This window comes from Paraburkholderia sp. BCC1885, from assembly GCF_900996235.1.
Classification (GTDB): Bacteria; Pseudomonadota; Gammaproteobacteria; order Burkholderiales; family Burkholderiaceae; genus Paraburkholderia.
The window spans coordinates 30,095-52,338 of sequence record NZ_CAAJGM010000213.1 but is presented as its reverse complement, the minus strand read 5'-3'; the positions used below and the strand labels follow the sequence as shown (position 1 = coordinate 52,338).

General features: G+C 62.2%; 21 protein-coding genes. 2 read left to right on the top strand and 19 right to left on the bottom strand.

Annotated features, from left to right (window positions below):
* The 12 genes from FQ755_RS23610 to FQ755_RS23555 all read right to left on the bottom strand — a co-directional run.
* On the bottom strand, positions 1–666 hold a 666-nt coding region (locus FQ755_RS23610), incomplete at its 3' end, for a CoA transferase (RefSeq protein WP_186308641.1).
* A gap of 7 nt (positions 667–673) precedes the next feature.
* Positions 674–2,413 carry an oxalyl-CoA decarboxylase gene (gene oxc, locus FQ755_RS23605; protein WP_144157433.1) on the bottom strand — a complete coding sequence of 580 codons (1,740 nt, stop codon included), beginning with the start codon at positions 2,411–2,413 and terminating at the stop codon, positions 674–676.
* 49 nt (positions 2,414–2,462) lie between these two features.
* Positions 2,463–3,713: a formyl-CoA transferase gene (gene frc / locus FQ755_RS23600; RefSeq protein WP_144157432.1), complete on the bottom strand. Its 1,251-nt coding sequence runs from the start codon at positions 3,711–3,713 to the stop codon at positions 2,463–2,465.
* A gap of 370 nt (positions 3,714–4,083) precedes the next feature.
* Positions 4,084–4,773: a CBS domain-containing protein gene (locus FQ755_RS23595; protein ID WP_144157431.1), complete on the bottom strand. Its 690-nt coding sequence runs from the start codon at positions 4,771–4,773 to the stop codon at positions 4,084–4,086.
* A gap of 125 nt (positions 4,774–4,898) precedes the next feature.
* Positions 4,899–5,273 (bottom strand): DUF3564 domain-containing protein, encoded by a 375-nt coding sequence (locus FQ755_RS23590; protein WP_144157430.1) that lies wholly within the window; start codon positions 5,271–5,273, stop codon positions 4,899–4,901.
* A gap of 230 nt (positions 5,274–5,503) precedes the next feature.
* Positions 5,504–6,286, bottom strand: coding sequence for a helix-turn-helix domain-containing protein (locus FQ755_RS23585; protein ID WP_144157429.1), 783 nt, complete (start codon positions 6,284–6,286; stop codon positions 5,504–5,506).
* The gene (locus tag FQ755_RS23580) at positions 6,279–6,710 is read right to left on the bottom strand and encodes a response regulator transcription factor (RefSeq protein WP_144157428.1); all 432 of its coding nucleotides are present in this window, start codon (positions 6,708–6,710) and stop codon (positions 6,279–6,281) included. The genes FQ755_RS23585 and FQ755_RS23580 overlap by 8 nt, the downstream gene beginning before the upstream one ends.
* 181 nt (positions 6,711–6,891) lie before the next feature.
* Entirely contained in the window at positions 6,892–7,539 is a 648-nt protein-coding gene (locus FQ755_RS23575) for a response regulator transcription factor (RefSeq protein WP_144157427.1), read from the bottom strand.
* Positions 7,536–8,909, bottom strand: coding sequence for a PAS domain-containing sensor histidine kinase (locus FQ755_RS23570; RefSeq protein ID WP_144157426.1), 1,374 nt, complete (start codon positions 8,907–8,909; stop codon positions 7,536–7,538). The genes FQ755_RS23575 and FQ755_RS23570 overlap by 4 nt, the downstream gene beginning before the upstream one ends.
* 218 nt (positions 8,910–9,127) lie before the next feature.
* Positions 9,128–9,955 (bottom strand): universal stress protein, encoded by an 828-nt coding sequence (locus FQ755_RS23565; RefSeq protein ID WP_144157425.1) that lies wholly within the window; start codon positions 9,953–9,955, stop codon positions 9,128–9,130.
* Positions 9,956–10,103: 148 nt separating this feature from the next.
* Entirely contained in the window at positions 10,104–10,940 is an 837-nt protein-coding gene (locus FQ755_RS23560; RefSeq protein WP_144157424.1) for a universal stress protein, read from the bottom strand.
* 82 nt (positions 10,941–11,022) lie between these two features.
* Positions 11,023–12,660, bottom strand: a complete 1,638-nt coding sequence (locus FQ755_RS23555; protein ID WP_144157423.1) for an oleate hydratase — start codon at positions 12,658–12,660, stop codon at positions 11,023–11,025.
* Positions 12,661–12,981: 321 nt separating this feature from the next.
* Between FQ755_RS23555 and FQ755_RS23550 the strand changes: the two genes are divergently transcribed.
* Together FQ755_RS23550 and FQ755_RS23545 are read left to right on the top strand one after the other, a co-directional pair.
* Positions 12,982–13,218, top strand: a complete 237-nt coding sequence (locus FQ755_RS23550; RefSeq protein WP_144157422.1) for a UDP-glucose 4-epimerase — start codon at positions 12,982–12,984, stop codon at positions 13,216–13,218.
* A complete protein-coding gene (locus FQ755_RS23545; RefSeq protein WP_260858817.1) occupies positions 13,179–13,457 on the top strand; it encodes a Crp/Fnr family transcriptional regulator in 279 nt (92 codons plus the stop codon). The genes FQ755_RS23550 and FQ755_RS23545 overlap by 40 nt, the downstream gene beginning before the upstream one ends.
* Here FQ755_RS23545 and FQ755_RS23540 read toward each other — a convergent pair.
* From FQ755_RS23540 to FQ755_RS23510, 7 genes are all read right to left on the bottom strand, one after another.
* On the bottom strand, positions 13,454–14,761 hold the full coding sequence (locus FQ755_RS23540; protein WP_144157421.1) for an NRAMP family divalent metal transporter: 1,308 nt from the start codon (positions 14,759–14,761) through the stop codon (positions 13,454–13,456). The two genes, FQ755_RS23545 and FQ755_RS23540, sit on opposite strands and share 4 nt — an antisense overlap.
* Positions 14,762–14,865: 104 nt before the next feature.
* Positions 14,866–15,627, bottom strand: coding sequence for an enoyl-ACP reductase FabI (gene fabI / locus FQ755_RS23535; RefSeq protein WP_222105777.1), 762 nt, complete (start codon positions 15,625–15,627; stop codon positions 14,866–14,868).
* 8 nt (positions 15,628–15,635) lie between these two features.
* Positions 15,636–16,829, bottom strand: coding sequence for an acetate/propionate family kinase (locus FQ755_RS23530; RefSeq protein WP_144157419.1), 1,194 nt, complete (start codon positions 16,827–16,829; stop codon positions 15,636–15,638).
* On the bottom strand, positions 16,826–18,229 hold the full coding sequence (locus FQ755_RS23525; RefSeq protein ID WP_144157418.1) for a bifunctional enoyl-CoA hydratase/phosphate acetyltransferase: 1,404 nt from the start codon (positions 18,227–18,229) through the stop codon (positions 16,826–16,828). Before FQ755_RS23525 ends, FQ755_RS23530 begins: the two co-directional genes overlap by 4 nt.
* 10 nt (positions 18,230–18,239) lie before the next feature.
* Complete coding sequence (locus FQ755_RS23520) at positions 18,240–20,030, bottom strand: PHA/PHB synthase family protein (RefSeq protein ID WP_144157417.1); 1,791 nt, start codon at positions 20,028–20,030, stop codon at positions 18,240–18,242.
* A gap of 832 nt (positions 20,031–20,862) precedes the next feature.
* Complete coding sequence (locus FQ755_RS23515) at positions 20,863–21,120, bottom strand: hypothetical protein (RefSeq protein ID WP_144157416.1); 258 nt, start codon at positions 21,118–21,120, stop codon at positions 20,863–20,865.
* Between the two features lie 253 nt (positions 21,121–21,373).
* Positions 21,374–22,174, bottom strand: a complete 801-nt coding sequence (locus FQ755_RS23510) for an SDR family oxidoreductase (protein ID WP_144157415.1) — start codon at positions 22,172–22,174, stop codon at positions 21,374–21,376.
* Between the last annotated feature and the right edge of the window lie 70 nt (positions 22,175–22,244).

Here is a 22,244-nt window from a genome sequence, read left to right as displayed (position 1 = left end):
ATACGACATGAAGCCGTGTTCGAGGAACGCCAGCGTCGCATCGAACATCGCGACGTCGACGTGTGCTCCTTTACCGGTCTTTTCGCGTGCGTACAGCGCGCTTGCGATGCCGCAAAACATGAAGACGCCGCCGCACAGATCCGACAACGATGTGCCCACCCGGGTCGGCGGTCCGTCGGCAAAGCCGGTCTCGTCCATGATGCCGCTCATCGCCTGGACGATCGTGTCATAGGCGGGGAAGGTGGCGAGCGGGCCCGTCTGGCCAAAGCCGGACGACGACGCATAGATCAGACGCGGGTTGATCTCCGCGAGCTCCTCGTAGGAGAAACCGAGGTGTTTCATCGTGCCGGGCCGGAAGTTCTCGGCCAGCACATCGGCGTGGCGGACCATGTTCAGGAAAATCTGGCGGTCGGCCGGGTCTTTCAGATTCAGCACGACGCTCTCCTTGCCGCGATTCACGAAGCTGAAGTAGAGCGACTGGTCGCCGACGAACGGGCCGTAGGTGCGCGTGTCGTCGCCGTGACCGGGTGGCTCGATCTTGATCACGCGCGCCCCGAGGTCGGTCAGGATGGTCGTGCCGAACGGGCCGTTGAGGACATGGGTCAGATCGAGAACCAGCAGACCGGAGAAGGGTCCGCGAATTCTTTCGTTATGCGTGGATGACATGGCCGGACTACCTCTTGATGTCGTTGTGTTGCGGTTCGGCGGCATGGGTCGCGGCACTTTGCGGATTGAGCTTCTTCAGATGGCCGCTTTCGGTGCCGGTGGCCGGATCGATCACGCAGTTGATCAGTGCCGGTTGCCCCGACGCGATCGATTCGCTGAGGGCTTTCGCGAGACCCTGCGGATCGCTGACGTAATGGCCAGCGCCACCGAATGCCTCGATCAGCTTCTCGTAGCGCGCGCTCTTCATCAGCACGGTCGGCGCGACGTCGGCGCCGCCGCTGCGGTTGACGTCGTCACCGCGGTAGATGCCGCCGTTGTTGAACACGACGATCACGACCGGCAGCTTGTAGCGGCAGATCGTCTCGATTTCCATGCCGCTGAAGCCGAACGCGCTGTCGCCTTCGATCGCCACGACAGGCTTGCCGCTGACGGTCGCCGCGCCGATCGCGTAGCCCATGCCGATACCCATCACGCCCCAGGTGCCGGCGTCGAGCCGCTTGCGCGGCAGGCGCATATCGATGATGTTGCGGCCGAAGTCGAGCGTGTTGGCCCCTTCGTTGACGACGTACACATCCGGCCGGTCGGCAAGTACGTCACGAATCGCGCGCAGTGCGGTGTAGAAGTCCATCGGACTAGCGGTTGCTGCGAGATGGGCGGCCATGCGCTCGGCGTTGTGCTGTTTATTCGTGGCGATCGCATCGAGCCACGCAGCGGGCGGCTGCAGACAAGCGAGTGTCAGACCGGCCAGCAGCGCCGTCACGCAGGAACCGATATCGCCGACGACGGGCGCAGCAATTGGCTGATTGCTGTCGATTTCGGTTGGACTGATATCGAGCTGTATGAAATGCGCCGTGGCCGACCACTGCGGCGCCTTGCCGTGTCCCAGCAGCCAGTTCAGCCGTGCGCCGATCAGCACCACGACGTCCGCCTGGGCAAGCACAAGCGAGCGCGCCGCAGCCGCCGATTGCGGGTGATCGTCGGGCAGCAGGCCCTTGGCCATCGACATCGGCAAAAACGGTATGCCGGTGGTTTCGATGAAGGAGCGAATGGCGTCGTCGGCCTGCGCGTAGGCAGCGCCCTTGCCGAGAATCACCAGCGGACGCTGTGCGCGCGCCAGCAGTTCGATTGCGCGGTCCACTGATTCGGGTGAAGGGATTTGTTTGGGGGCCGGGTCGACCACCCGTACCAGCGAGCGCGCCGCCGTTTGCTCATCGAGAGCCGCGCGCAGTACCTCGGCGGGCAGATCGAGATAAACGCCGCCAGGCCGCCCCGACACCGCCGCACGGATCGCGCGGGCGATGCCGATGCCGATGTCCTCGGGCCGATTGACGCGGAACGCGGCCTTCGCGTAAGGCTTCGCCGCATTCATCTGGTCGAGTTCCTCGTAGTCGCCTTGCTGCAGATCGACGATGGCCCGGTCGCTGGATCCGCTGATCAGGATCATCGGAAAGCAGTTCGTCGTCGCGTTAGCCAGCGCCACCATGCCGTTGAGGAACCCCGGCGCGGAGACGGTGAGGCAAACCCCCGGCTTTTGCGTCAGATAGCCTGCAATCGCGGCGGCGTTGCCGGCCGACTGCTCGTGCCGGAACCCGATGTACCGCATGCCCTCGGCTTGCGCGAGGCGGGCGAGGTCGGTGATGGGAATGCCGACTACGCCGTAGATCGTGTCGATGCCATTGAGCTTTAGCGCATCGACGACAAGATGAAACCCGTCGGTCAGGACGGTCTGTTCGGATTCGATAGTCATCTTTGAATACCTTGCGATGGTTGCCTGGTTGTGTGCAGTGCAGGGACGCCTAGACGACCTTCGCTTCACGCAGCTTGTCGATCTGTGCCTGGCTATAGCCGAGGCCCGCGAGTACCTCGTCGGTGTGCTCGCCGAGCAGCGGCGAGCCGACGATCTCGGGCGTGAAATCGGAGAACTTGATGGGGCTGCCGATGGTGAGATAGGTGCCGCGCTTCTTTTGCTGAACTTCAACGACGGTGCCGCTTGCGCGCAAGGCCGCGTCATTGGCAATTTCCTTCATGTTCAGCACCGGCGAGCACGGCACGCCGAACTTGCGCAGAATGTCGACCGCCTCGAACTTGGTTTTGTCGGCAAGCCACTTCTCGATATCCGCGAAAATTTCGAAGATATGCGACTGGCGCGCATGTGCGGTGGCGTAGGCCGGATCGTTGCTCCACTCCGGCTTGCCGATCGCCTGGCAGGTCGGCCCCCAGTCCTGTTCCTGGATCGTGAAGTAGATGTATGCGTTCGGATCGGTCTCCCAGCCCTTGCACTTGAGAACCCACCCCGGTTGTCCGCCGCCGCCCGCATTGCCGCCGCGCGGCACGACATCGCTGAAAGTGCCGTTCGGATACTGCGGGTATTCCTCCAGATAGCCGACCCGTTCGAGCCGTTGCTGGTCGCGCAGTTTGACGCGGCACAGGTTCAATACCGCGTCCTGCATCGACACGGATACCTTCTGCCCCTTGCCGGTTTTTTCGCGTCCGATCAACGCGGTCAGGATGCCGATGGCGAGGTGCATACCGGTGTTGCTGTCGCCGAGCGCGGCCGCGCTGATGGTCGGCGGGCCGTCCCAGAAACCGGTGGTCGATGCGGAACCGCCCGCGCATTGCGCGACGTTCTCGTAGACCTTGATGTCGGAATACGGCGAATTTTCGCTGAAGCCCTTCACCGACCCGAAGATGATGCGCGGGTTGAGTTCCTGGATGTGTTCCCACGTGAACCCCATCCGGTCCATCGCGCCCGGTCCGAAATTCTCGACCAGCACGTCGGCTTCGCGGATCAGTTGCTCCATGATCGCCTTGCCTTCGGCTGTTTTCGTGTTGAGTTCCAGCGATTTCTTGTTGCTGTTGAGCATGGTGAAGTAGAGCGCATCGAGATCCGGGATGTCCCGTAGTTGACGGCGTGTGACGTCACCCACACCGGGACGCTCTACCTTCAGAACCTCGGCACCAAACCATGCCAATAACTGGGTGCAGGCGGGACCGGCTTGCACACCGGTAAAGTCGATAACCTTGATTCCCTTCAGCGGTAAATTCATGATGGCCTCTCCAGATACGCGGATATAAAACGGTTGATTTTCAAACGGCATTGGGATCCAGACGTGCGCAGGCGCAAAAGCGGGACGACCGCTTCAGCGAAGTTGCGCACTGTCTGGATGACCTGTCCGGCAGGCGGGCGCGTTTTCAGCTTGGCGCCGGTGAATCTGGACCTACTCTAAGCGCGTCGACACCCTGTCTGAATGATCTGGATCAACGAATGAAGAAGCGCGGTCTTTTGTATTGGGATTTGAAATGACCGGCAATAAAAGGCCGCTAATTCTTATTGGATTTTTGCGGCTTTAGATAATTGCAGATCCATGATTAAAATTAATATCGCCATAAAGCGAGAAACTGAATCGAACTGCTAATCTATATGCTTGGCATTGCCGGATACGGCTCGGTGTGATCTTCAACGCGTTTTACCCCGGGAATAGCTTCCGCGGCCACGCGCACCGCCCGGACTGCCTCGAGCGAGCGAAAGATTCCCCAGAGGTGTACGACGCCATCGCTAACCACAACATTGCGGCCGGCAAAAGCCCACGGCTGACCGGCGATTTCACCCATGAGCCTCGCCCGTATCTCCCGGTCGGAGGACGCAACATCCGGCGTGGGCTGCTCGGGGATGCTGGCCAATGCCTGCACGAGATTGGCACGACTGACAATGCCGACGAGCCGGCCGTCCCGCATTACGGGCACGCGCTTGATGCGGTGCGCCTCCATGATGTGGGCGACTTCGCTCAGCGGTGTCTCGTCGTCGACGCTAATGACATCGACGGTCATGACATCCTGTACCGTGCGGGCGTGTGACCTGATGTAGTCTTCAGCCTTGCGGTCCGACGAAAACAGATCGAGCCACCATGAACGGTGGCGCTCGTCGGTGTCGAGTTCCGTCCGCCGAATCAGGTCGCCTTCACTGATTACGCCAACCATTGAGCCCTTGGCATCGACCACCGGAACACCGCTGATGCGGTGGTCCGCCAGCACCTTCGCGGCATCGCGGATGGGCGTTTCGGGTTTCACGGAAATGATCGTGGTAGTCATCACGTCGAGAGCGAGCATGGTCAGCCTCCTGAGCCTGTTGTCGCCAGCACCGTGCCGGCAAAGAATCGGATAAATGTCGGCGCGTACGCACGGCCCGCAACGGGTGGGCCCAACAACATGCGTTTCGCCGCCTTAAGTCAATGTCAGCGCATCTCGTCGCCCGCAAAGATGCCGTTTTCCGGGGTCACGCACCCGGTTTCGACACATTGCACATGCCAATGGCCGCTCATTAACGTTCGACCTTCATTGGCGCACCATTGCGCACGGCCGGTTTCTCCTTCGAACGGACCGCCGGTCGCGTTCAGATCGAGTCCTTCGAGCACGCAGAAGGGTGTCGAATCATGCGGGCCGCACATGAGCGTGTTGCCGCAGTCGACGCGCAGCGCGCCCCATCTGGGCAGATCGAGCCCGTGGTGCCCTTCACGCGACCACTGACGCATTTCCTTGTCCAGCCACAGGATGACGAATGCCATCGGATTGAGGCGGTCGAACGTATCGAGGTGGATGGTGAGACGCATGAGTTTCTCCTTGTGTACCGCTTGCATTTGCAGCGAGCGGGGAGCCGACTCACCGGCGAGCGCCGTGCTATTTGCTGTCGGCAGCAACGCAGGCAGGTTCGCGGAAAATTTGCGGGAAGGCGCCGTTGGCGACGCACACTCCACTGGAGACTCCACGGTCAGTCTATGACGAAGAACGCCGTTGCGATTGACGCACGTCAAGCTGATGTTTTTTTCAGTGCGGCGCGGCACTACACGCGGGCGAGGCCATCCATATCGAGAATTCGGATCTGCTTGCCATGGGTATCGACCAGCCCCTCTTTCTGGAGCTTCGACAGCATGCGGCTGACGGTTTCGAGTTTCAGGCCGAGGTAGCTGCCGATCTCTTCGCGCGTCATGCGCAGATAAAACTCGGCCGGCGAGTAGCCGCGCGACTTGAGCTTGCCCGACATGTTCAGCAGGAAGGTGGCGACCCGCTGGTCGGCCGACATCGTGCCGAGCAGCATCATGAGGGTCGCCTCACGCACGATCTCGCTGCCCAGCAGTCGGTGCACATGCTGCTGCACCGCCTTGACGTCGCGGCACATGGCCTCGAGAAGATGGAACGGGATGATGCAGACCTTGCTGTCTTCGATGGCGAGCGCGTCGCTGCTATGCCGCCCCGAACAGATGCCGTCGAGTCCGAGTACATCGCCGGCCAGATGAAAACCCGTGACCTGTTCGCGGCCGTCGCGGTGCATCACGATTGTTTTGAAGGAACCGGCGCGAACGGCATAGATGCTCTGAAAAGAGTCACCCGCGCGGAACAGCGATTCACCGCTCTTTATCGTGCGCGAAGGGCAGATCAGCGCCTCGATCCGCTCGGTCTCGGCCGGCGTCAGCCCTTCCGGCAGGCAGAAGGCATGCATCGCGCAACTCGAGCAATTGGCGCCGGTGTGCTTCAATGCGGACGTCGCAGCGAAGGAGGTTCCCGGCGAGGACAAGGGGGATTGCGCGACGGTCAGGACTTCGGAGTAATCGACAACGTCAGACATGATGTGCTCCCAGAGAGTGGAGACCACGTGCGCAGCGCGCGTGGGCAATCCGCTTGATCGTGTGGCAGGCAAGCTCGAATTCGCTCGTTTTGTCGAAGAAATAGTGCGCGCCGTTGGCGAGGCACGCCTCGCGGAACCCATTGCCCGAATGATTGGTCAGCACGATCGCGATCACCGGAAACCTGCGTTGCGCGAGACCACGTAGCAGCTCCATGCCGGTGCCGCCGGTCAGGTGCAGATCCATGACCACGACATCGGCGACGGTCGCGCCGATGCCGTCGAGCGCTGGGCCGGGTTCCTCGGCGACGCCTACGATCTCGACGCCTTCGATCGCAGCGAAGCGCGCCGCCATACGTGTTCTGATCGAAATCGTGTCCTCGACGAGGAAGACACGCAAGGCTGGCAGTGGCGGGCTTGAGTTCATGGCTCGAAGTATCGGCCGCGCTATCTCAAAATAAAATCGGCGGCGAACGAGCTTGGAGTAGGGGAGTGTGAACGTCGTGTAGGGGATTTCCTACACGTGCCGCTCGAAGGCGGCGTGGGCGTGTGAGCAGGATTGGCCGTAACGGCGCAGCGAGCCCCGCGGCAGGCGTAGCGCGAGCGCGCTAGATCTCGCCGTCTTCCCCAAGCAGCTTGTGACGCATCGCGTAGCGCACCAGCGCGGCTTCGTGCGGCATCTGCATTTTCTCGAGGATGCGGGTTTTATAGGTGCTCACGGTCTTGCTGCTGACACACAGTTCGGTGGCAATCTCAGTGAGCGTTTGTCCGGCGGCGATACGGCGGAACACATCGAATTCGCGATCGGACAGGCGCTGATGGGGCAGCGTATCGGTCGGCTCGTTCAGACTCTGCGCAAAGCGTTCAGCCATGGCGAGGCTCACGTAGACGCCGCCGGAGGCCACCTTGCTGACCGCCGAGACCAGCTCCGCGCTGGCGCTTTCCTTGGTGAGATAGCCCGAAGCACCGGCCTTGAAGGCACGCACGGCGTACTGCTGCTCCGCATGCATGGTGAGCACAAGAATGCGCAGCGCCGGCAGCTCGTCCTTGATCTGCTTGATCAGTTCGACGCCGTTGCGCCCCGGCATCGACAGGTCGAGCACGAGCACCTCGGCCTGACGCGAGCGAATCAACGCAATTGTGCTGACGCCGTCGCTGGCTTCGCCGACCACTTCAAAGCCGTTTGCGTTCTGCAGGATGTGTCGCAGACCATCGCGCACGAGCGCGTGGTCGTCGGCAATCAGCACTCGAATCATGTCTGGGTCTCCTGCTGTTGCACGGCTGCTGCCGGAAAAGTGACGGTCAAAACGAAGCCTTTGCCGCTGGAAGCGTGAATTTCGACCGTGCCGCCCAGCATGTACGCGCGTTCACGGATGCCGAGCAGGCCAAACGATTTTTCGGCGGACGGCGCCGATGCGGTGGCCCCACGACCGTTGTCCGCGACCTGCACGACGCAGGCAGCGGCCTCCACGCGGACCGTGAGGTTGACGACCGTTGCCTCTGCATGACGGGCGACGTTGGTCAGCGCCTCCTGAACGATACGGAACAGCGTAGTCGCACCGGTTGGCGAAAAATGCGCGTCACCCACTTCGATGTCGCGCTCCACGTCGATGCCATAACGGTTCGTGAAGTCGTTGGCCAGCCATTCTATCGCCGGAATCAGTCCGAGATCGTCGAGCATGACCGGGCGCAGGTCGGCGGCGATGCGGCGTACCGACGCGACGGTCACGTCGATCAGCCGCCGCATGCCCTGCAGTTGCCGCAGAAGCTCGGGTTCGGCCGTGTCTTCCAGCGCCTGCTCGACCGAGGAAAGGTCCATTTTTAGCGCAGTCAACTGCTGTCCGAGATCGTCGTGCAATTCGCGGGCGATGCGGGTCTTTTCGTCCTCGCGCACCTTCTGCAGATTGGCCGACAGTTCGCGCAGCTCCTCGCGCGACTTACGCTGCACATTCTCCGCTTTGACCCGCTCGGTGATGTCGCGCAGCATGACGGTGTAGAGCTTGCTGTCGCCTTCGCGAACCTGGGAAATCGACGCCTCGATCGGAAACTCTTCGCCGTTGCTCCGCAAGCCGAACAGCACGCGCTGCTGTCCGCCCATCTGGCGCTCGGACACACCCGTCACGCCGAACTGTTCGACATGTCGCGCGTGCGTGGCACGAAAACGTTCCGGAATGAAGCGCGAAAGCGAGGCGCCGAGCGCCTCCGCCGCGCTGCAGCCGAATATATGTTCGGCCATTGGATTGAAGATGATGATGTTTTGCCGTTCGTCGACGGTAATGATGGCTTCCATCGACGAGCGGATGATCCCCATCAGGCGGGCCTCGTTGTCGCTCGACAGGCTACGCGCCTCGTTTGTGGCCGTAGCGGCGCCGCGCGTCCGCACGATCAGGAAGGCTACGAGGGCAAACAGACAGGCCGCGGCGATACATGCCGTCAGCAGGCTGTTTTCCCGCATGGCGGCTTCGCCCAGCGACAGGTCCGCCGACCAGCGCCATACTTCAAGCGCCAGCACCAGCGCGATGGCAAGGGCGAGCGCCCCGGCGAATACGGGATTTTGCATCAACGCGGCGACTCGTGCCCGCGTTGAGGCGTCGGCACGGAAATGCGTTTTACCGCGAGGGGGCATGTGCGTCTCTCTGGATGAGCGATGATCCACCGTGCCGGTGAATGCCAGGCACGGTATGGATCACGAGTCCCGCAATATGGTTCGGCTCGGCTGTGTCCGGTCTTCAAGACGACCGGCGCACAGCGTGTACCCTACATTTTGCGCGATTCGCGGGGATCATGCCAGCAAGGTCGGTGGAGGCGCGCGCAAGGTATGCGGCGGGGGGGAGCTCGGGGGCTTCAATGTGACATCAGTGCCGGGACCGTCATCGACTGGAGCACCGTTTGCGTGACGCCGCCAAGCAGCCTCTCCTGAATGCGCGGGTGCCCGTATGCGCCCATCACGAGAAGATCGATATGAAGGTCGGCGACCATGTTCAGCACGACGGCGCCCGTCGAAACACCGTCCATTGCGGCGGCGTCCGCAACGCTTGCCTCGATGCCGTGCCGCCCGAGCCACGCAACGAGCTCGTGGCTGGCGGATCCGCCGCCCGAAGGATGCCGCTGCACCGTCATTACGGTGACGAATTTCGCGGCTTTGATGACGGGTAGGGCATCGGCTACGGAGCGGGCGCACTCGCGGCTGCCGTCCCACGCAATCAGTACGCGCTGCGCGAATGAACGGACCGTTCCGGCGCAGGGCAGGACGATAGCCGGGCGCCCCGAACTCATCACCACGTCCTCCACAAAATGCAGGCTGACGTAGGACGAAGACTCCCTCGGATCGTATTGGCCGAGAATCAGAAGGTCTGCGTGGCGGGCGTGGAGGATCGCCGTTTCGACCGTCGGCCCGACCGGCGCACGCCATTCCACGCCAAGGCCAGCCCGCTCGCCCGCCGAGAGGAACCGCGCCTGTGCATCCTCGCGATTGGCATTGCGCCGCCTCTCGGAGGCGGTAACCCATGTGCCCTCGGCATGCAGGAAGATCGGTCGCGTCAGTTCCTGACATACCACGTACAAGCCAATCAGGTGGGCGCCGTACTGGCGGGCCAGGTCGAGCGCGAAGTCGGTGCGCGCGGCGCTATGGGGACTATCGTCCAGATGCACGAGCAGGGTTTTGCAGGTCATGACGGTTCCTTGACGGTTTCAGACGGCGGCGTGAATTTCCTTGCGCAGGGTCGGCGCATTGCGCGGGGATCGCGAGAATCCGCCGATACGTGGCGCACTCTCCAGAAAGACGCTGCCCGATAGCCAGCGCGATAAAGCGCCGGGATAGTCAATGCGACATCAGCACAGGCAGTGTCATTGACTTCAGGATCGTGCGGGTCGCACCGCCCATCACCAGCTCATGCCAGCGCGCGTGACCGTAGGCGCCCATGACGAGCAGATCGGCGCCGAGCGTGCCCGCTTCCGATAACAGCGCGTCGCCTACCGCTGTACCGTCTGGTAAGTCGAGGTTCCTGACCTCGACACGGATGCCGTGCCGGGCGATCACCGTTGCGATATCGGTGCCGGGAATGCGCGCACGCGGTTCGTCGCGCTCGCCGTCTAGCGACACGATCGTGGTGAGCCGGGCGGTGCGCATGAACGGCAACGCATCGTGGATCGCGCGGGTGGCTTCGCGGCTGCCATCCCAGCACACCATCACGTGCCCGCCCGGAGAGGCGACGTTCGCCGCATACGGCGTCAGCAATACCGGCCGACCGGCGGACATGACCAGGGATTCGGAGAAATAGTCGCCGACGTACGATTCAGGGTCGTGCGGGTCTTCCTGACCGGCAATGATCAGATCGGCGTAATGGCCACGGTGCGGCACAGTGAGATTGGCCGCCTGATCGACGGCGACCCACTCGCCGGCCACCTCCGCGCGCTCCAGCTCTGCATGAAAGAGCCGTTCGAGTGCGCCCCGTCGTTCAAGGCGCAACTGGTCCTGGGCCGCGAAATAGTCGACGGATCCGGCCATGACATAGAAAGCGCGCGGGTCGGGATTGAACACGGCAAATACGCCAATCAGACGCGCGCCGAAGTGCTTTGCGAGGTGCAGCGCCGTTTCGAGCCGCGCGTGGGCGTGCCGGCTGGTGTCCAGGTGAACGACGATGGTCTTGTAGCTCATGGCGGCTCTCCGGAGGAAGTCAGTGGTACGTGAATCGGTGATCTGAGTCTAGGTGTGAAAGCCTCCATCACCTTGACTCAGATCAACGGCGGTCCGCGGACGTCGAGAACGCCTTGTAGACGCGTGGATCGTGCCGCCCTTTGTGTAGCGCCGGCGGTGTACGGTCGAGTCCGAGCAGCTTGTACACCGCGTTCTGTGCAGAACGCACCGAATATTCGACGGTAAATACGACGTCGTCGGGCAATTCACAGAACGGTCCGATGAAGGCGAGATCGCGCCAGCCTTCAGGCACCACCGCCGGCCGGTCGCCGCGTTGGCGCGGCAGGAACTGGCTCGTGATGTACGGCATCATGCAAGGGATGCAATTGGTCTGCGCCATGATCTGCTCGGCGTCTGCTTCGATGTTCAGATGCAAAAGGATTTCCGTGAGGATTTCGCGGCCTGTGCATGCGTGCATGGGCTTGTCGACGAAATTTCCCGGCTCGTCGACGCGTAGGCCGTAACCCCATAACACCTGCACATCCGCGGATTGACCGCTGAAATGCGGCTGATGCGGCAACACGATCGACGCCAGCCAGTTCGATTCCGCAAAGGTGATGAGACCGCCTTCGCCGGGCATGTTGCCGGTCATGTCGCGGATGAGCTGGAACAACGTCGGGTCGCGCAGCGTCGCGGTGAACGAGAGCCACCTGGAGGCCTCGCGATGATCGGCGAACACGGAAGGGTGACCAAACTCGGGATGGTCCGCGGCGATGTTTTTCCACAGGCTCCAGGCACCCGTACTGTCGAGCGTGTCCAGCGGCGCGGGATAGTCCATGCCGCCCATGCTCGAAGCGGCCGTTATCGAGCCTGGCGTGACGATTACCTTGTCGGACGGACCAACCGGCAGATCGAAGCGCCGCTGGGCCGTGTCGCACACGAGGGCCCGCACCCGGTTGAGCGCGCCGGTTTTGTCGAACAGCAGATCGGTGACGCGTGTGTCTGCGTCGAACACGACGCCGTGGTTGTCCAGCCAGCGGCGCAGCGGGTGAATCATCGAGTCGTACTGGTTGTAGACCGTGAGCATGTTACCGTGCAACTGGTCGAAACTCTCCGACATATGCGCGAAGCGCAGCAGATAACGGCGGAATTCGGCCGCGCTGTGCCACGGCTGGAACGCGAATGTCGCACACCACGTCAGCCAGAAATTAGTCTTGAAGAACGAGGCCTCGAAGTGGTCCACGATCCGGCTGGCATCGAGCATTGCTTCCGGTTCGATTGAAAGCCGGCCCAGCGTCAGCAGATGCGTTTCGGCGAGTCCATCGGCGGGTGCCGTTTCGCGCCGGCCGTTTCTCACGAGCCGCGCCGTCGAGGGGGGGCGGACGGTCTCGTTCCAGTCGAAGATCTCCTGGGTCACGCTTTTGCTGTCGTCGAGCGTCGGAATCGACGAAAAGAGGTCGTAGGTGCACAGATACCTGCTTTCAAGCATGCGGCCACCACGCAACACATAGCCGCTTTCGGCCGTGCCCGAGCCGTCCAGACTTCCGCCGGGTTTGTTCAGCGCTTCGAGAATGGTGATGTCGCAGCCGCGAATACGGCCGTCGCGGATCAGGAAGGCCGCCGCCGCCAGCGAGGCGATGCCGCCTCCGATGAGATAGCACTTGCCGTTCTCTGCAGCGCGGCCGCCGGGGCTGGCGTCTGCATGCGGTGCCTGGACGCGGTTCGGGTGGGAATTTTGCATGTTGTTGTCCTCTTCATATTCGCCACAATCCAGTTGCAGCCGGACCGCCCTGATGCATCGGGTGGACGTTGATCCAACATATGCGAGGCCCTTGCGCTGCCGATTGAGTTGGATCAAGTGGCGCTGCGGCAACGTGGCTTTGCGTTTGGGTAATCGGTACCAGGTTGATGCAAGGCCGCACTCGTGCCCGCGGGTTCTGCACATCGGGGCGCTCCGTGATCTGTATCAAGGCTTTCTGAGGCTTCGCTCATACGCTGGTTCATGACGTGGCGCGCGTCGATGTTTATTCCAGCGAAACCAACGAAAGATCAGGAGCGGCTCATGACCATTTCCGGAAGAGTTAGCGACGGCAACTGGGAAGTATCGGTGAACACTCATCAAATTGCGGGGGGCTTCGACTGCGCGATCAAGCTGAGCTATGCCGCGCCGGAAGGCGTCTTCACCCACGAGTTCAGTCACAGCAGCATTTTCCCGAGCGAGCGTGAGGCCGCGCTCGGCGGCCTGCTCGAAGGGATGGTATGGGTCCAGCTAAAGATGTCGAAGACGTTATCGGTGTAAAGGCGCTCGCAACATCACGCAATCACGGTCAGCAAATCACCGTCAGCAAGAACGAAGCGCCGGCGCGCCTCGCCAGCTTTCTCTTATGGACCGATCATGCCTACGCGCCACCTGGCCGGATCGCGGGAGAAATGACGTTGCCGATGGCCCGGCACGATATTGCCGACTATATTGGGCTGCCGGTCGAGTCCGTTAGCCGCGCGCTGCAAGAGCTCGAAGCGCGGGGGTTATCCGCCTAGAACGACGTGGCCAGCATGGCCAGCGCAATTACCAGCATGACGATCGTCGCGAGCCAGCCCAGCGCGCGCAGCCATCCGCGGGCAACGAACCGCCCCATGATGTCGGTTCTGGAAACGATCAGCATCATGACGAACATGACTGGCACGGCGACGATGCCGTTCAGCACGGCGCTCCAGTAGAGTGCCTTGATCGGATTGATGGCGGTGAAATTGACGATCATGCCGATCAACGTGGCGATCGCGATCGTTGCATAAAAGGCTTTGGCTTCCTGCACCTTGCGGGTGAAGCCGACCGGCCAGTCGCGCGCTTCACCGATCGCGTATGCGGCGGAGCCGGCGAGCACGGGGACGGACAGCAGCCCGGTGCCGACAATCCCGGTCGTGAAGAAGAGCGCGGCGAAAGAGCCGGCGATCGGCCGCAACGCCTGGGCGGCTTGCGACGAGGTTTGAATGTCGAGCGTGCCGTGTGCGTTGAGGGTGGCGGCGGTCGTCGCCAGAATGGCGAGGGCGACGAGATTGGACAGTCCCATGCCGGTCACCGTATCTATCTCGATGCGGTGCAAAGCGGCGGCCCCCTGTTCGGGCGCATTGATCAGATCCAGACGGCGCGGATGCGCCCGCATGTCCTCGACCTCTTCTTCGGACTGCCAGAAGAATAGATAAGGGCTGATTGTGGTGCCGAACACCGCGACCACGGCGGTCAGATAATCCGACGTCCAACTGATGTGCGGAATCAGGAAGTGACTGGCGAGCTGGGTCCAGTTCACGTGCGCCACGGCCAGCACGGCGAAATACGCGAACAGCGACAGCGTGAACCACTTCAGCACGGCGACATAGCGCGTGTACTGCAACAGCAGCTGCATGCAGATGCACACCGCCGAAAAGAACAGCACGTAAAGCCATTTCGGGCCGGGCAGCAACAGCGCCATCGCATCGGCCATCGCGCCGAGGTCCGCGCCCAGGTTAATGACGTTTGCGATCAGCAGCAATACAACGACCCATTGCAGCAGCCAGTTCGGATAATGCAGCCGCAGCACGCCGGCAATCCCATGGCCCGTGGTGCGCCCGATCCGGGCGCTGATCATCTGGATCGCGACCATGAGCGGATAGCTGAAGAGCAGGGTCCACGACAGGCTGTAGCCGAATGCCGCGCCGACCTGACTATAGGTGGCGATGCCGCTCGGATCGTCGTCCGAAGCGCCGGTGATGAGCCCTGGGCCGAGTACGCCGAGCAGCCGCGGTTTAGACGGGCCGACGACGGGATCGGCTCCAGCGGGGTCGGGCGCTTGTGGCAGGTTGTCCAATTGGCCCCCGGCGGGTGCACATGCAGATGGGTTGTGGTGGAAGCGCAGTTTCGGCGAACGCGGCGTGGGAGGGTGGACTTCGGCTGGACGCTCCCACGCCATGATCATGCCGTAATATGGAAACCGGCGTCGGCGTAAATTGTTGAACCGGTCAGCGTCATGCCGGCCTCGCTTGCCAGCACCGCCGCGATCCGTCCGATTTCCTCGATGGTGACAAGATGCTGGGCCGGCGTGTGCGCGCGCACGTCGTCGAGCAGGGCGTCGAAATGGTCGATGCCGGACGCCGCGCGTGTTTTCACCGCACCGGCGGAAATGGCATGGACGTGGACACGGCGTGCGGCCAGATCGGCGGCCAGATAGCGCACGCTCGATTCGAGCGCCGCTTTCACCGGTCCCATCACGTTGTAGTGATCGACGGCGCGTTCGGCGCCATAAAAGCTCACGGTCATCAGGCTGCCTCCATCGGCCATCAGCGGCAAAGCGAGCTTCGCCATGCGAATGAACGAATGGCACGACACCGCCATGGCCAGCGCGAAGCCGTCGGCCGGGCAGTCGATCAGCTTCGCGTGCAGCGCATCGGCGGGCGCAAAGGCGATTGAATGGAGCACGAAGTCGAGCCGTCCCCAATCCTTCGTGAGCTGCTCGAATACGGCTTCGAGCTGGCCTGGAACGGTGACGTCGCACGGCAGGACAATGGGCGATTCAAGTGCCTCTGCGACCGGAGTGACAAAGGGTTTGGCCTTGTCGTTCAGATAGGTGACGGCCAGTTCGGCGCCGGCTGCGCGAAACAGCCTGGCACAGCCGGTGGCGATGCTGTGCTCGTTGGCGATGCCGACAACGAGCCCCCGCTTGCCCGACAGATCGATAATCGGATTCACGATGTGGACTCCTCACGGTGATGGATGGCTACGGCTTCGTTGGCGATGATCTGTTCTTCGTCGGTCGGCAGCACGAGCACCGTCACCTGGCTGCGTGCGCTGCTGATCACGCGTGCGTTGCCGGCGTTCGCTTCGCGATCGAGTTCGACACCGAGCCACGCAAGCCGCTCGCAGACCGCGCTGCGCACCTCCGGCTGATGTTCGCCAATGCCGGCGGTGAACACGAGACTATCAAGGCCGCCGAGGGTGGTCGCGAGCCGTGCTGCTTCTCCCGCGATGCGAAAGGCGAACAGTTCCAGGGCCTCGCGGGCCTCCGGCCGGTGGCTGGCCTGCAGGTCGCGGCTGTCCGCGCTGATGCCCGACACGCCGAGGAGGCCCGACTTTGTGTACAGCATGTCCTCGATTGCGGCGGTGCTCATGCGCTGCTGTTCAAGCAGATGCAGCACGACACCGGCGTCGAGCGCACCGCAACGCGTCGACATCGGAATACCGTCGAGCGTGGAGAAGCCCATGCTGCTATCGCAGCTCTTGCCGTCAACGAAAGCGGCCAGGCTCGCACCGCTACCCAGATGCGCCGCTACTACCTTGCCGCGTGCAAGCCGCGGGAACTGCTGCTTGAGCTGACCGATGATGAACTGATAGGACAGGCCGTGAAAACCGTAGCGCTTGATACCCTCGTCGAACAGTCGGCGTGGAATCGCGAAACGGCGCACGAGATCGGTCTGCGTGCGGTGAAAGGCCGTATCGAACGAGGCCGACTGGATCAGGTGAGGCCGCAGATGCCGGATCGCGCGGATCAGCCGCAGGCTTTGCGGCTGATGCAACGGCGCGAGCGGCACGAGTGCGGCAATCGCGGCGAGTGTGTCGTCCTCGATGGCTACCGGTCCGGCGAAACGGTCGCCGCCATGCACGACTCGATGGCCCACCGTGACGAGATCGTCGAGCGGAAAGTGCGTGGCGAACCAGCCGAGCGTTTCGTCGATCACGTCGTGCAGATCTTCGGTCACGCCCGATACCAGCGCAATCTCCTTGGTCTCGCCGCCGCTGACCAGGTGCAGGCGCAAGGGCTGCTGCCGGAAGTCGATCATCCCTTGGCCGATTCGCACGGCGGTGCCCGACGTGACACGGAACAGGCCGATCTTGACCGTCGACGAGCCGGCATTGAAGGTCAGCAGAAGGGGGGCGTTCATGATGGAATCGGCCCACCGTGGGCGCGTTCGGCCACGAGTTTGGCGAGGGCGGCAGAAGCGAGACCGACGCGCAAGCTGTCTGCGCGGCTCGTCAGGATGATCGGCAAGCGCGCGCCAAGTACGATCCCCGCCGCATCGGCGCCGGCGAAGTAGATTAGCTGTTTGGCCAGCATGTTGCCGGCTTCGAGATCCGGCACCAGCAGGATGTCGGCCTGCCCCGCGACCTGCGAAGTAATGCCCTTGGTCTGCGCCGCCGCCATGCTGATCGCGTTATCGAAAGCGAGCGGGCCGTCCACCAGCGCGCCCGTGATCTGGCCGCGTGCGGCCATGACCGTCAGCGCGGCGGCGTCGAGCGTGGTCGGCATTCTGGGGTTGACGGTTTCCTCTGCCGCGAGGACGGCGACCCGCGGCACGTCGACGCCGAGCAGGTGCAGCAGGTCGATCGCGTTCTGGCAGATATCGCGCTTCTGGTCGAGCGTCGGTGCGATATTGACGGCGGCGTCGGTGACCAACAGCGGCTTCGCATAGGCCGGCACGTCCATCGCATAGACATGGCTGATCCTGCGCGCGGTGCGTAGCCCCGACCCCGTCGCGACGACGGCGGAAAGCAGCTCGTCGGTGTGCAGGCTGCCCTTCATCAACGCGGCAACCTTGCCCGCCACACCCAGTTCGACCGCGCGCGCAGCGGCGGCGTGGCTGTGCTCAGCCGATTCGATCTCCACGCCTTCGAGGCTGAGCTGGGCGGCCTCGGCGGCTGCGCGGATTTTGGCTTCCGGCCCGATCAGCAGCGGATCGAGCAACCCCTCGTCGCGCGCCGTGAGTGCCGCGCGGATGGCGTCGGGCGAGCAGGGATGGACGATCGCGGTGCGCAGTGCCGGCCGCTGGCGGGCCTCGCGGATAAACGCTTCGAAGCGGTCATGCCGGCGGACGGCGGCTTCGGGGCGTGGCATAGCCGGCAAGACGATCGACGTCGCAGGTGCGATCACGGTGGCGACGCCCAGCAAAACCACCTCGCCTCTCTGGTTGGTGCAAACTGTGTCGAGCAGCACGATGCGCTTCTCGACACGCTTTTCCTTGACGGTCACGGCGGCCACGATGGTGTCGCCCGGCGTAACCGGACGACGGAACTGCAAGGTCTGGTCGAGATAGACGGTGCCGGGTCCGGGCAACCGGGTGCCGAGCAGCGCGGAGATGAGCGCGGCGGTCCACATGCCGTGCACCACCACATGACCGAACAGGTCGGTCGATGCGAAGGCCGCATCCATATGCGCCGGATTGACGTCGCCCGACATCGCGGCGAACAGATCGATGTCGTTCTGCCCGGCAATGCGGACGAGCGAGGCCGATTCGCCGATCGCGAGTTCGTCGAAGGTGCGGTTGTGTAGCAGCGTTTCGTTCATGGCGTGGCTCCTATGCCTGAAGGACGTAGGTGCCGGGCGCATCCGCGAGCGCCTGGGCACCTTTGCTTGCCGCCATGGCGGGCGGTGCGACGCGTTTGGGACTCGAATGGGCAGCGAGCCAGCCGGTCCACGCGGGCCACCACGAACCCTCCTGCGGTGTCGCGGTCGCCACCCATGCATCGGGACCGACGCGCAGTTCGTCTGCCGCCGTGTGTTTCAGGCTGAAGTGGTGGTGCGGGTGACCAGGTTCGCTGACGATGCCGGCATTGTGGCCGCCGCTCGTCAGCACGAAGGTGATGTCGGTATCGGACAGATTGTGAATCTTGAACACCGAATGCCACGGCGCGATGTGGTCCCGTTCCGTGCCGACCACGAACATCGGCACGCGAATATTGCGGATCGACACCGGCCGCCCGTCGACCTGATACCGGCCGCATGCCAGATCGTTGTCGAGAAACAGGTGCCGCAGATACTCCGAATGCATCCGGTACGGCATACGCGTGGCATCCGCATTCCACGCCATCAGGTCGATCATCGGCGCGCGCTCGCCGAGCAGGTAGTCGTGCACGACGCGCGACCAGATCAGCTCGTTCGACTGCAGCAGCTGGAATGCGCCGGCCATCTGGTTGGCCGCGAGATAGCCCTGCGACCACATCATGCTTTCGAGGAAATAGACTTCGCTGTCGTCAATGAAGAGCTGCAACTCGCCCGGTTCGCTGAAATCCGTTTGCGCGGCGAACAGCGAGACCGACGCAAGCCGCTCGTCGCCGGCGCCCGCCATCGCGGCGGCGGCGATCGACAACAGCGTGCCGCCCAGACAGTAACCGGTTGCGTGAATCCGCTGATCGGGCACGATCGTGGAGATGGTGTCGAGTGCTGCCATGACGCCGAGTTGCCGATAGTCGTCGAGGCCGAGATCGCGGTCATTCGCATCGACGTTGCGCCATGAAATGCAGAACACCGTGTGGCCCTGTTCGACCAGATAGCGGATCAGCGAATTGTGCGGCGACAGATCGAGGATGTAGTACTTCATGATCCACGCCGGCACGATCAGCACCGGCTCGGCCAGCACTTTAGCGGTAGCCGGGCTGTATTGAATCAGTTCGATCAGGTGATTGCGAAACACCACCTTGCCTGGTGTAACGGCCAGATTGCCGCCGACCTTGAACTGATCGAGCCCGGCCGGCGGTTGTCCGCTCGCCTGACGCCGGATATCGTCCAGCGCATTCCCCATGCCCTGGGCGATGCTCATGCCCAACGTGGCCGCTGCCCGCTGCGATACCTCGGGATTGGTAAGAGGAAAGTTCGTCGGCGCGATCACGTCGAGCCACTGGCGAGCGCCGAACGACACCACATCCTCGTGATGGTGTGTGGTGCCGGGCACGCCGCGTGTCGCGGCGTTCCACCATTGCTCGCTCAAGAGGAAGCTCTGTTGCCAGAACCGGTAAGGCTCGGTTTGCCAGACCTCGGCACGGAAACGCCCGTCTGCCTGCGATGGTTCGGCGAGCGGTGGACGGTAGTCGCCGCGGGCGGCCTCGAGCATATAGCCGGCGATACGTTTCGCTCCCTGAATGCCAAGCGCTGCAAGTTCGAGCCGCTTGCCGGGCGCGGCTGCGAGATGGATGAGCCAGTCGGACCAGGCTAGCGCGAGCGCAGCTGGGGACAGACCTCCGCTCAAGCGGGCAATGAAGGCTTCTTTGGCGTGGTCCAGCGCGCGAAACGGTTCTGTCGATACGGGAACGGCTGGCGCATTCGGAGCGGCTTGAACGGCGTCGGAAACGGGGCTGAAGCGGGTGTTCATCTGGATTTCCTCGGCGTGGAGTGGCGCGTCGCGTGATGCGGCCTGGCTATTTGCGGGACTCAGTGAACGGGCTGGCGGTGTTGCCGGCCGAAGCTGTTCGCTTGTGCAAATCACAATGCCTGGGCCGGTTTTCGGACCCCGTTGCGCGGGGCAGCAAACATGGCACGGGACGACTGTAGCTGTCAGATCGCCACCTACCGTTGATCTGAGTCAATCGCGGGGAGTGGATTTTTTGAACGCCGTGGGGAGGGGGTGTGCCGAGGGCCTCATAGGTTGCGCTCGGTGATGACCTCGGCCTTCATTTTCTTCGCGGAATCGGAAGCAGGATGGATGCGGATGAAAACGCCCGGTGTGCTGCCGCACTCGGACGATTTAGTACCGTGCAAGGTGAACGCACCGCTTCAAACGGCCGTTCCCTCGGCGCAATTATCGATTGCTCCACCTCGAAGCAACATTCATTTGAATCAAAATCGGCCCCTTCCCAGAAAGGGCCATTGGTGAGATTCGAGGGGGAGTTCTGCGCGCGGATATCGGGTCCGCGCCAGCCGTCCGGCTCAACGACCCGGCGGAAATTGCAGATGCCTGGCTGGTGCGACAGAAGGGGGTTGCGGTCGAAACACGTTCGGAAGAGTGACCGACGCCAGGAGCACGGCGGCGACCAATTACGGATCGCGTAACGCGACCACCATGCAGTGCCGTTGCACGATGAAACGGTAAACCAGGAGGTACCTGGTTTACCCCGCCCTCGAAAGGCTACTCAACATGAAAACATCGACGCCGAAGGAAAAGTTCCGACGGCGCCTCTGTTCCTTTCATGTGCATCTCAGGCAAATTAAGACTGGTTTTTCTGTTGAAGCAGCAGTAGTTGTTCCGCGAACGAGGCTGAGGGCGGTGTATCTGCGCTGACTATTGGTGTTGCATAACGATTGAGCGTTACGCCACTGACCGCGTTGCTCTCACTGAGGCCAACGGGGCTGAATGAACTACCCGGCGCCAGCGCCGGCGCACCGAGCGTCTTCGCACCGGCGCCTGTCGGCAGGTTTCCGGAAAGGGTTCCGATGGCCACAAGAGGAATAGGACCGATGCTCATCTCAAATCTCCCGAGTTAGGTGGTACACGTGAAATAAAGAAATTTTGTGTCAAACTCCGACGCGACCTCACAGTCTTGGTCATCGGGCTGGTGCTGGCCAGGTGTTTAGTCCCAGCATTTGATGGAGCGAGCCGAGTATGAGTCTTTGAGGCTCTGTTATCAAGGTCCCGCAGACAAATTCATAGGGCGTGATCGTCCCTGCATCGCTGCCTCCAGCGCCATCGCCCATCCCTGTTCGTTGCAAGCGAGCCGACTATTTCACCATTGCTTTCACCAACAGCCGCCGCCACATTGAATCAGGCAAAATGCGATTCATCCAAAAAAACGGGCCGGCCTTGGCAAGATAACGCAGCCGATTACTCGTATCAGTTGCTGCTCGGTAAATGACCTGCGCGACCGATTCCGGGGTGGAACCTCTAGAGTTTGATTTGGTAAATACAGCCAAAAATTTGGTAAAGCTCGCCCGATAAGGGTCACTCACAGCCGTTTGCCTGCTGCCCTTGCCAAACTCGGTGCGAATGCTTCCGGGTTCGACGAGTTTGATGCGAATATTGAACGGTGCCAACTCGTAGCGCATGGATTCGCTCAAGCCTTCGACTGCGAATTTTGTGGCGATGTATGAGGAGGCGTAGGGGAGAGCCATGCGGCCAACGATGGAAGAAATATTGATAATCAGGCCTTCGCCCGCGCCACGCATAATTGGAAGTATTTGCTGCGTGACACCGATCAAGCCGAAGAGATTCGTCGAAAATTGCTGCTGGATCTGCTGACCACTTATTGCTTCAACCGGGCCAAACAAGCCATAGCCCGCGTTATTCAACAACACGTCGATCTTTTTATAACGCTCCAATGTGTCGGTTAGGGCTTGCGCGATAGAATCTTCATTCGTCACGTCCAGCGCGAACACACTGATTTGCGGATGTTTCAGCGCGGGGTCGGCCTTGAGCGGGTCGCGCATGGTCGCGGCGACGTTCCAGCCCTTCCCGGCAAAATAAAGCGCGGTAGCCCGCCCGATGCCAGTAGAGGCCCCGGTGATCAAAACTGTTTTGGCCATTTGCAATGTCTCTCCAGGTAGGCTACGTTGGAACTACAACTATTCCGAGTTGAATAGTTCAATATTAAAC

Bases quoted from the DNA above. Each gene is read 5' to 3' on its own strand.
- oxc (WP_144157433.1), bottom strand. From the start codon at position 2,413: ATGACTATCGAATCCGAACAGACCGTCCTGACCGACGGGTTTCATCTT.
- frc (WP_144157432.1), bottom strand. From the start codon at position 3,713: ATGAATTTACCGCTGAAGGGAATCAAGGTTATCGACTTTACCGGTGTG.
- FQ755_RS23595 (WP_144157431.1), bottom strand. From the start codon at position 4,773: ATGCTCGCTCTCGACGTGATGACTACCACGATCATTTCCGTGAAACCC.
- FQ755_RS23590 (WP_144157430.1), bottom strand. From the start codon at position 5,273: ATGCGTCTCACCATCCACCTCGATACGTTCGACCGCCTCAATCCGATG.
- FQ755_RS23585 (WP_144157429.1), bottom strand. From the start codon at position 6,286: ATGTCTGACGTTGTCGATTACTCCGAAGTCCTGACCGTCGCGCAATCC.
- FQ755_RS23580 (WP_144157428.1), bottom strand. From the start codon at position 6,710: ATGAACTCAAGCCCGCCACTGCCAGCCTTGCGTGTCTTCCTCGTCGAG.
- FQ755_RS23575 (WP_144157427.1), bottom strand. From the start codon at position 7,539: ATGATTCGAGTGCTGATTGCCGACGACCACGCGCTCGTGCGCGATGGT.
- FQ755_RS23570 (WP_144157426.1), bottom strand. From the start codon at position 8,909: ATGCCCCCTCGCGGTAAAACGCATTTCCGTGCCGACGCCTCAACGCGG.
- FQ755_RS23565 (WP_144157425.1), bottom strand. From the start codon at position 9,955: ATGACCTGCAAAACCCTGCTCGTGCATCTGGACGATAGTCCCCATAGC.
- FQ755_RS23560 (WP_144157424.1), bottom strand. From the start codon at position 10,940: ATGAGCTACAAGACCATCGTCGTTCACCTGGACACCAGCCGGCACGCC.
- FQ755_RS23555 (WP_144157423.1), bottom strand. From the start codon at position 12,660: ATGCAAAATTCCCACCCGAACCGCGTCCAGGCACCGCATGCAGACGCC.
- FQ755_RS23550 (WP_144157422.1), top strand. From the start codon at position 12,982: ATGACCATTTCCGGAAGAGTTAGCGACGGCAACTGGGAAGTATCGGTG.
- FQ755_RS23545 (WP_260858817.1), top strand. From the start codon at position 13,179: ATGGGTCCAGCTAAAGATGTCGAAGACGTTATCGGTGTAAAGGCGCTC.
- FQ755_RS23530 (WP_144157419.1), bottom strand. From the start codon at position 16,829: ATGAACGCCCCCCTTCTGCTGACCTTCAATGCCGGCTCGTCGACGGTC.
- FQ755_RS23525 (WP_144157418.1), bottom strand. From the start codon at position 18,229: ATGAACGAAACGCTGCTACACAACCGCACCTTCGACGAACTCGCGATC.
- FQ755_RS23520 (WP_144157417.1), bottom strand. From the start codon at position 20,030: ATGAACACCCGCTTCAGCCCCGTTTCCGACGCCGTTCAAGCCGCTCCG.
- FQ755_RS23515 (WP_144157416.1), bottom strand. From the start codon at position 21,120: ATGAGCATCGGTCCTATTCCTCTTGTGGCCATCGGAACCCTTTCCGGA.
- FQ755_RS23510 (WP_144157415.1), bottom strand. From the start codon at position 22,174: ATGGCCAAAACAGTTTTGATCACCGGGGCCTCTACTGGCATCGGGCGG.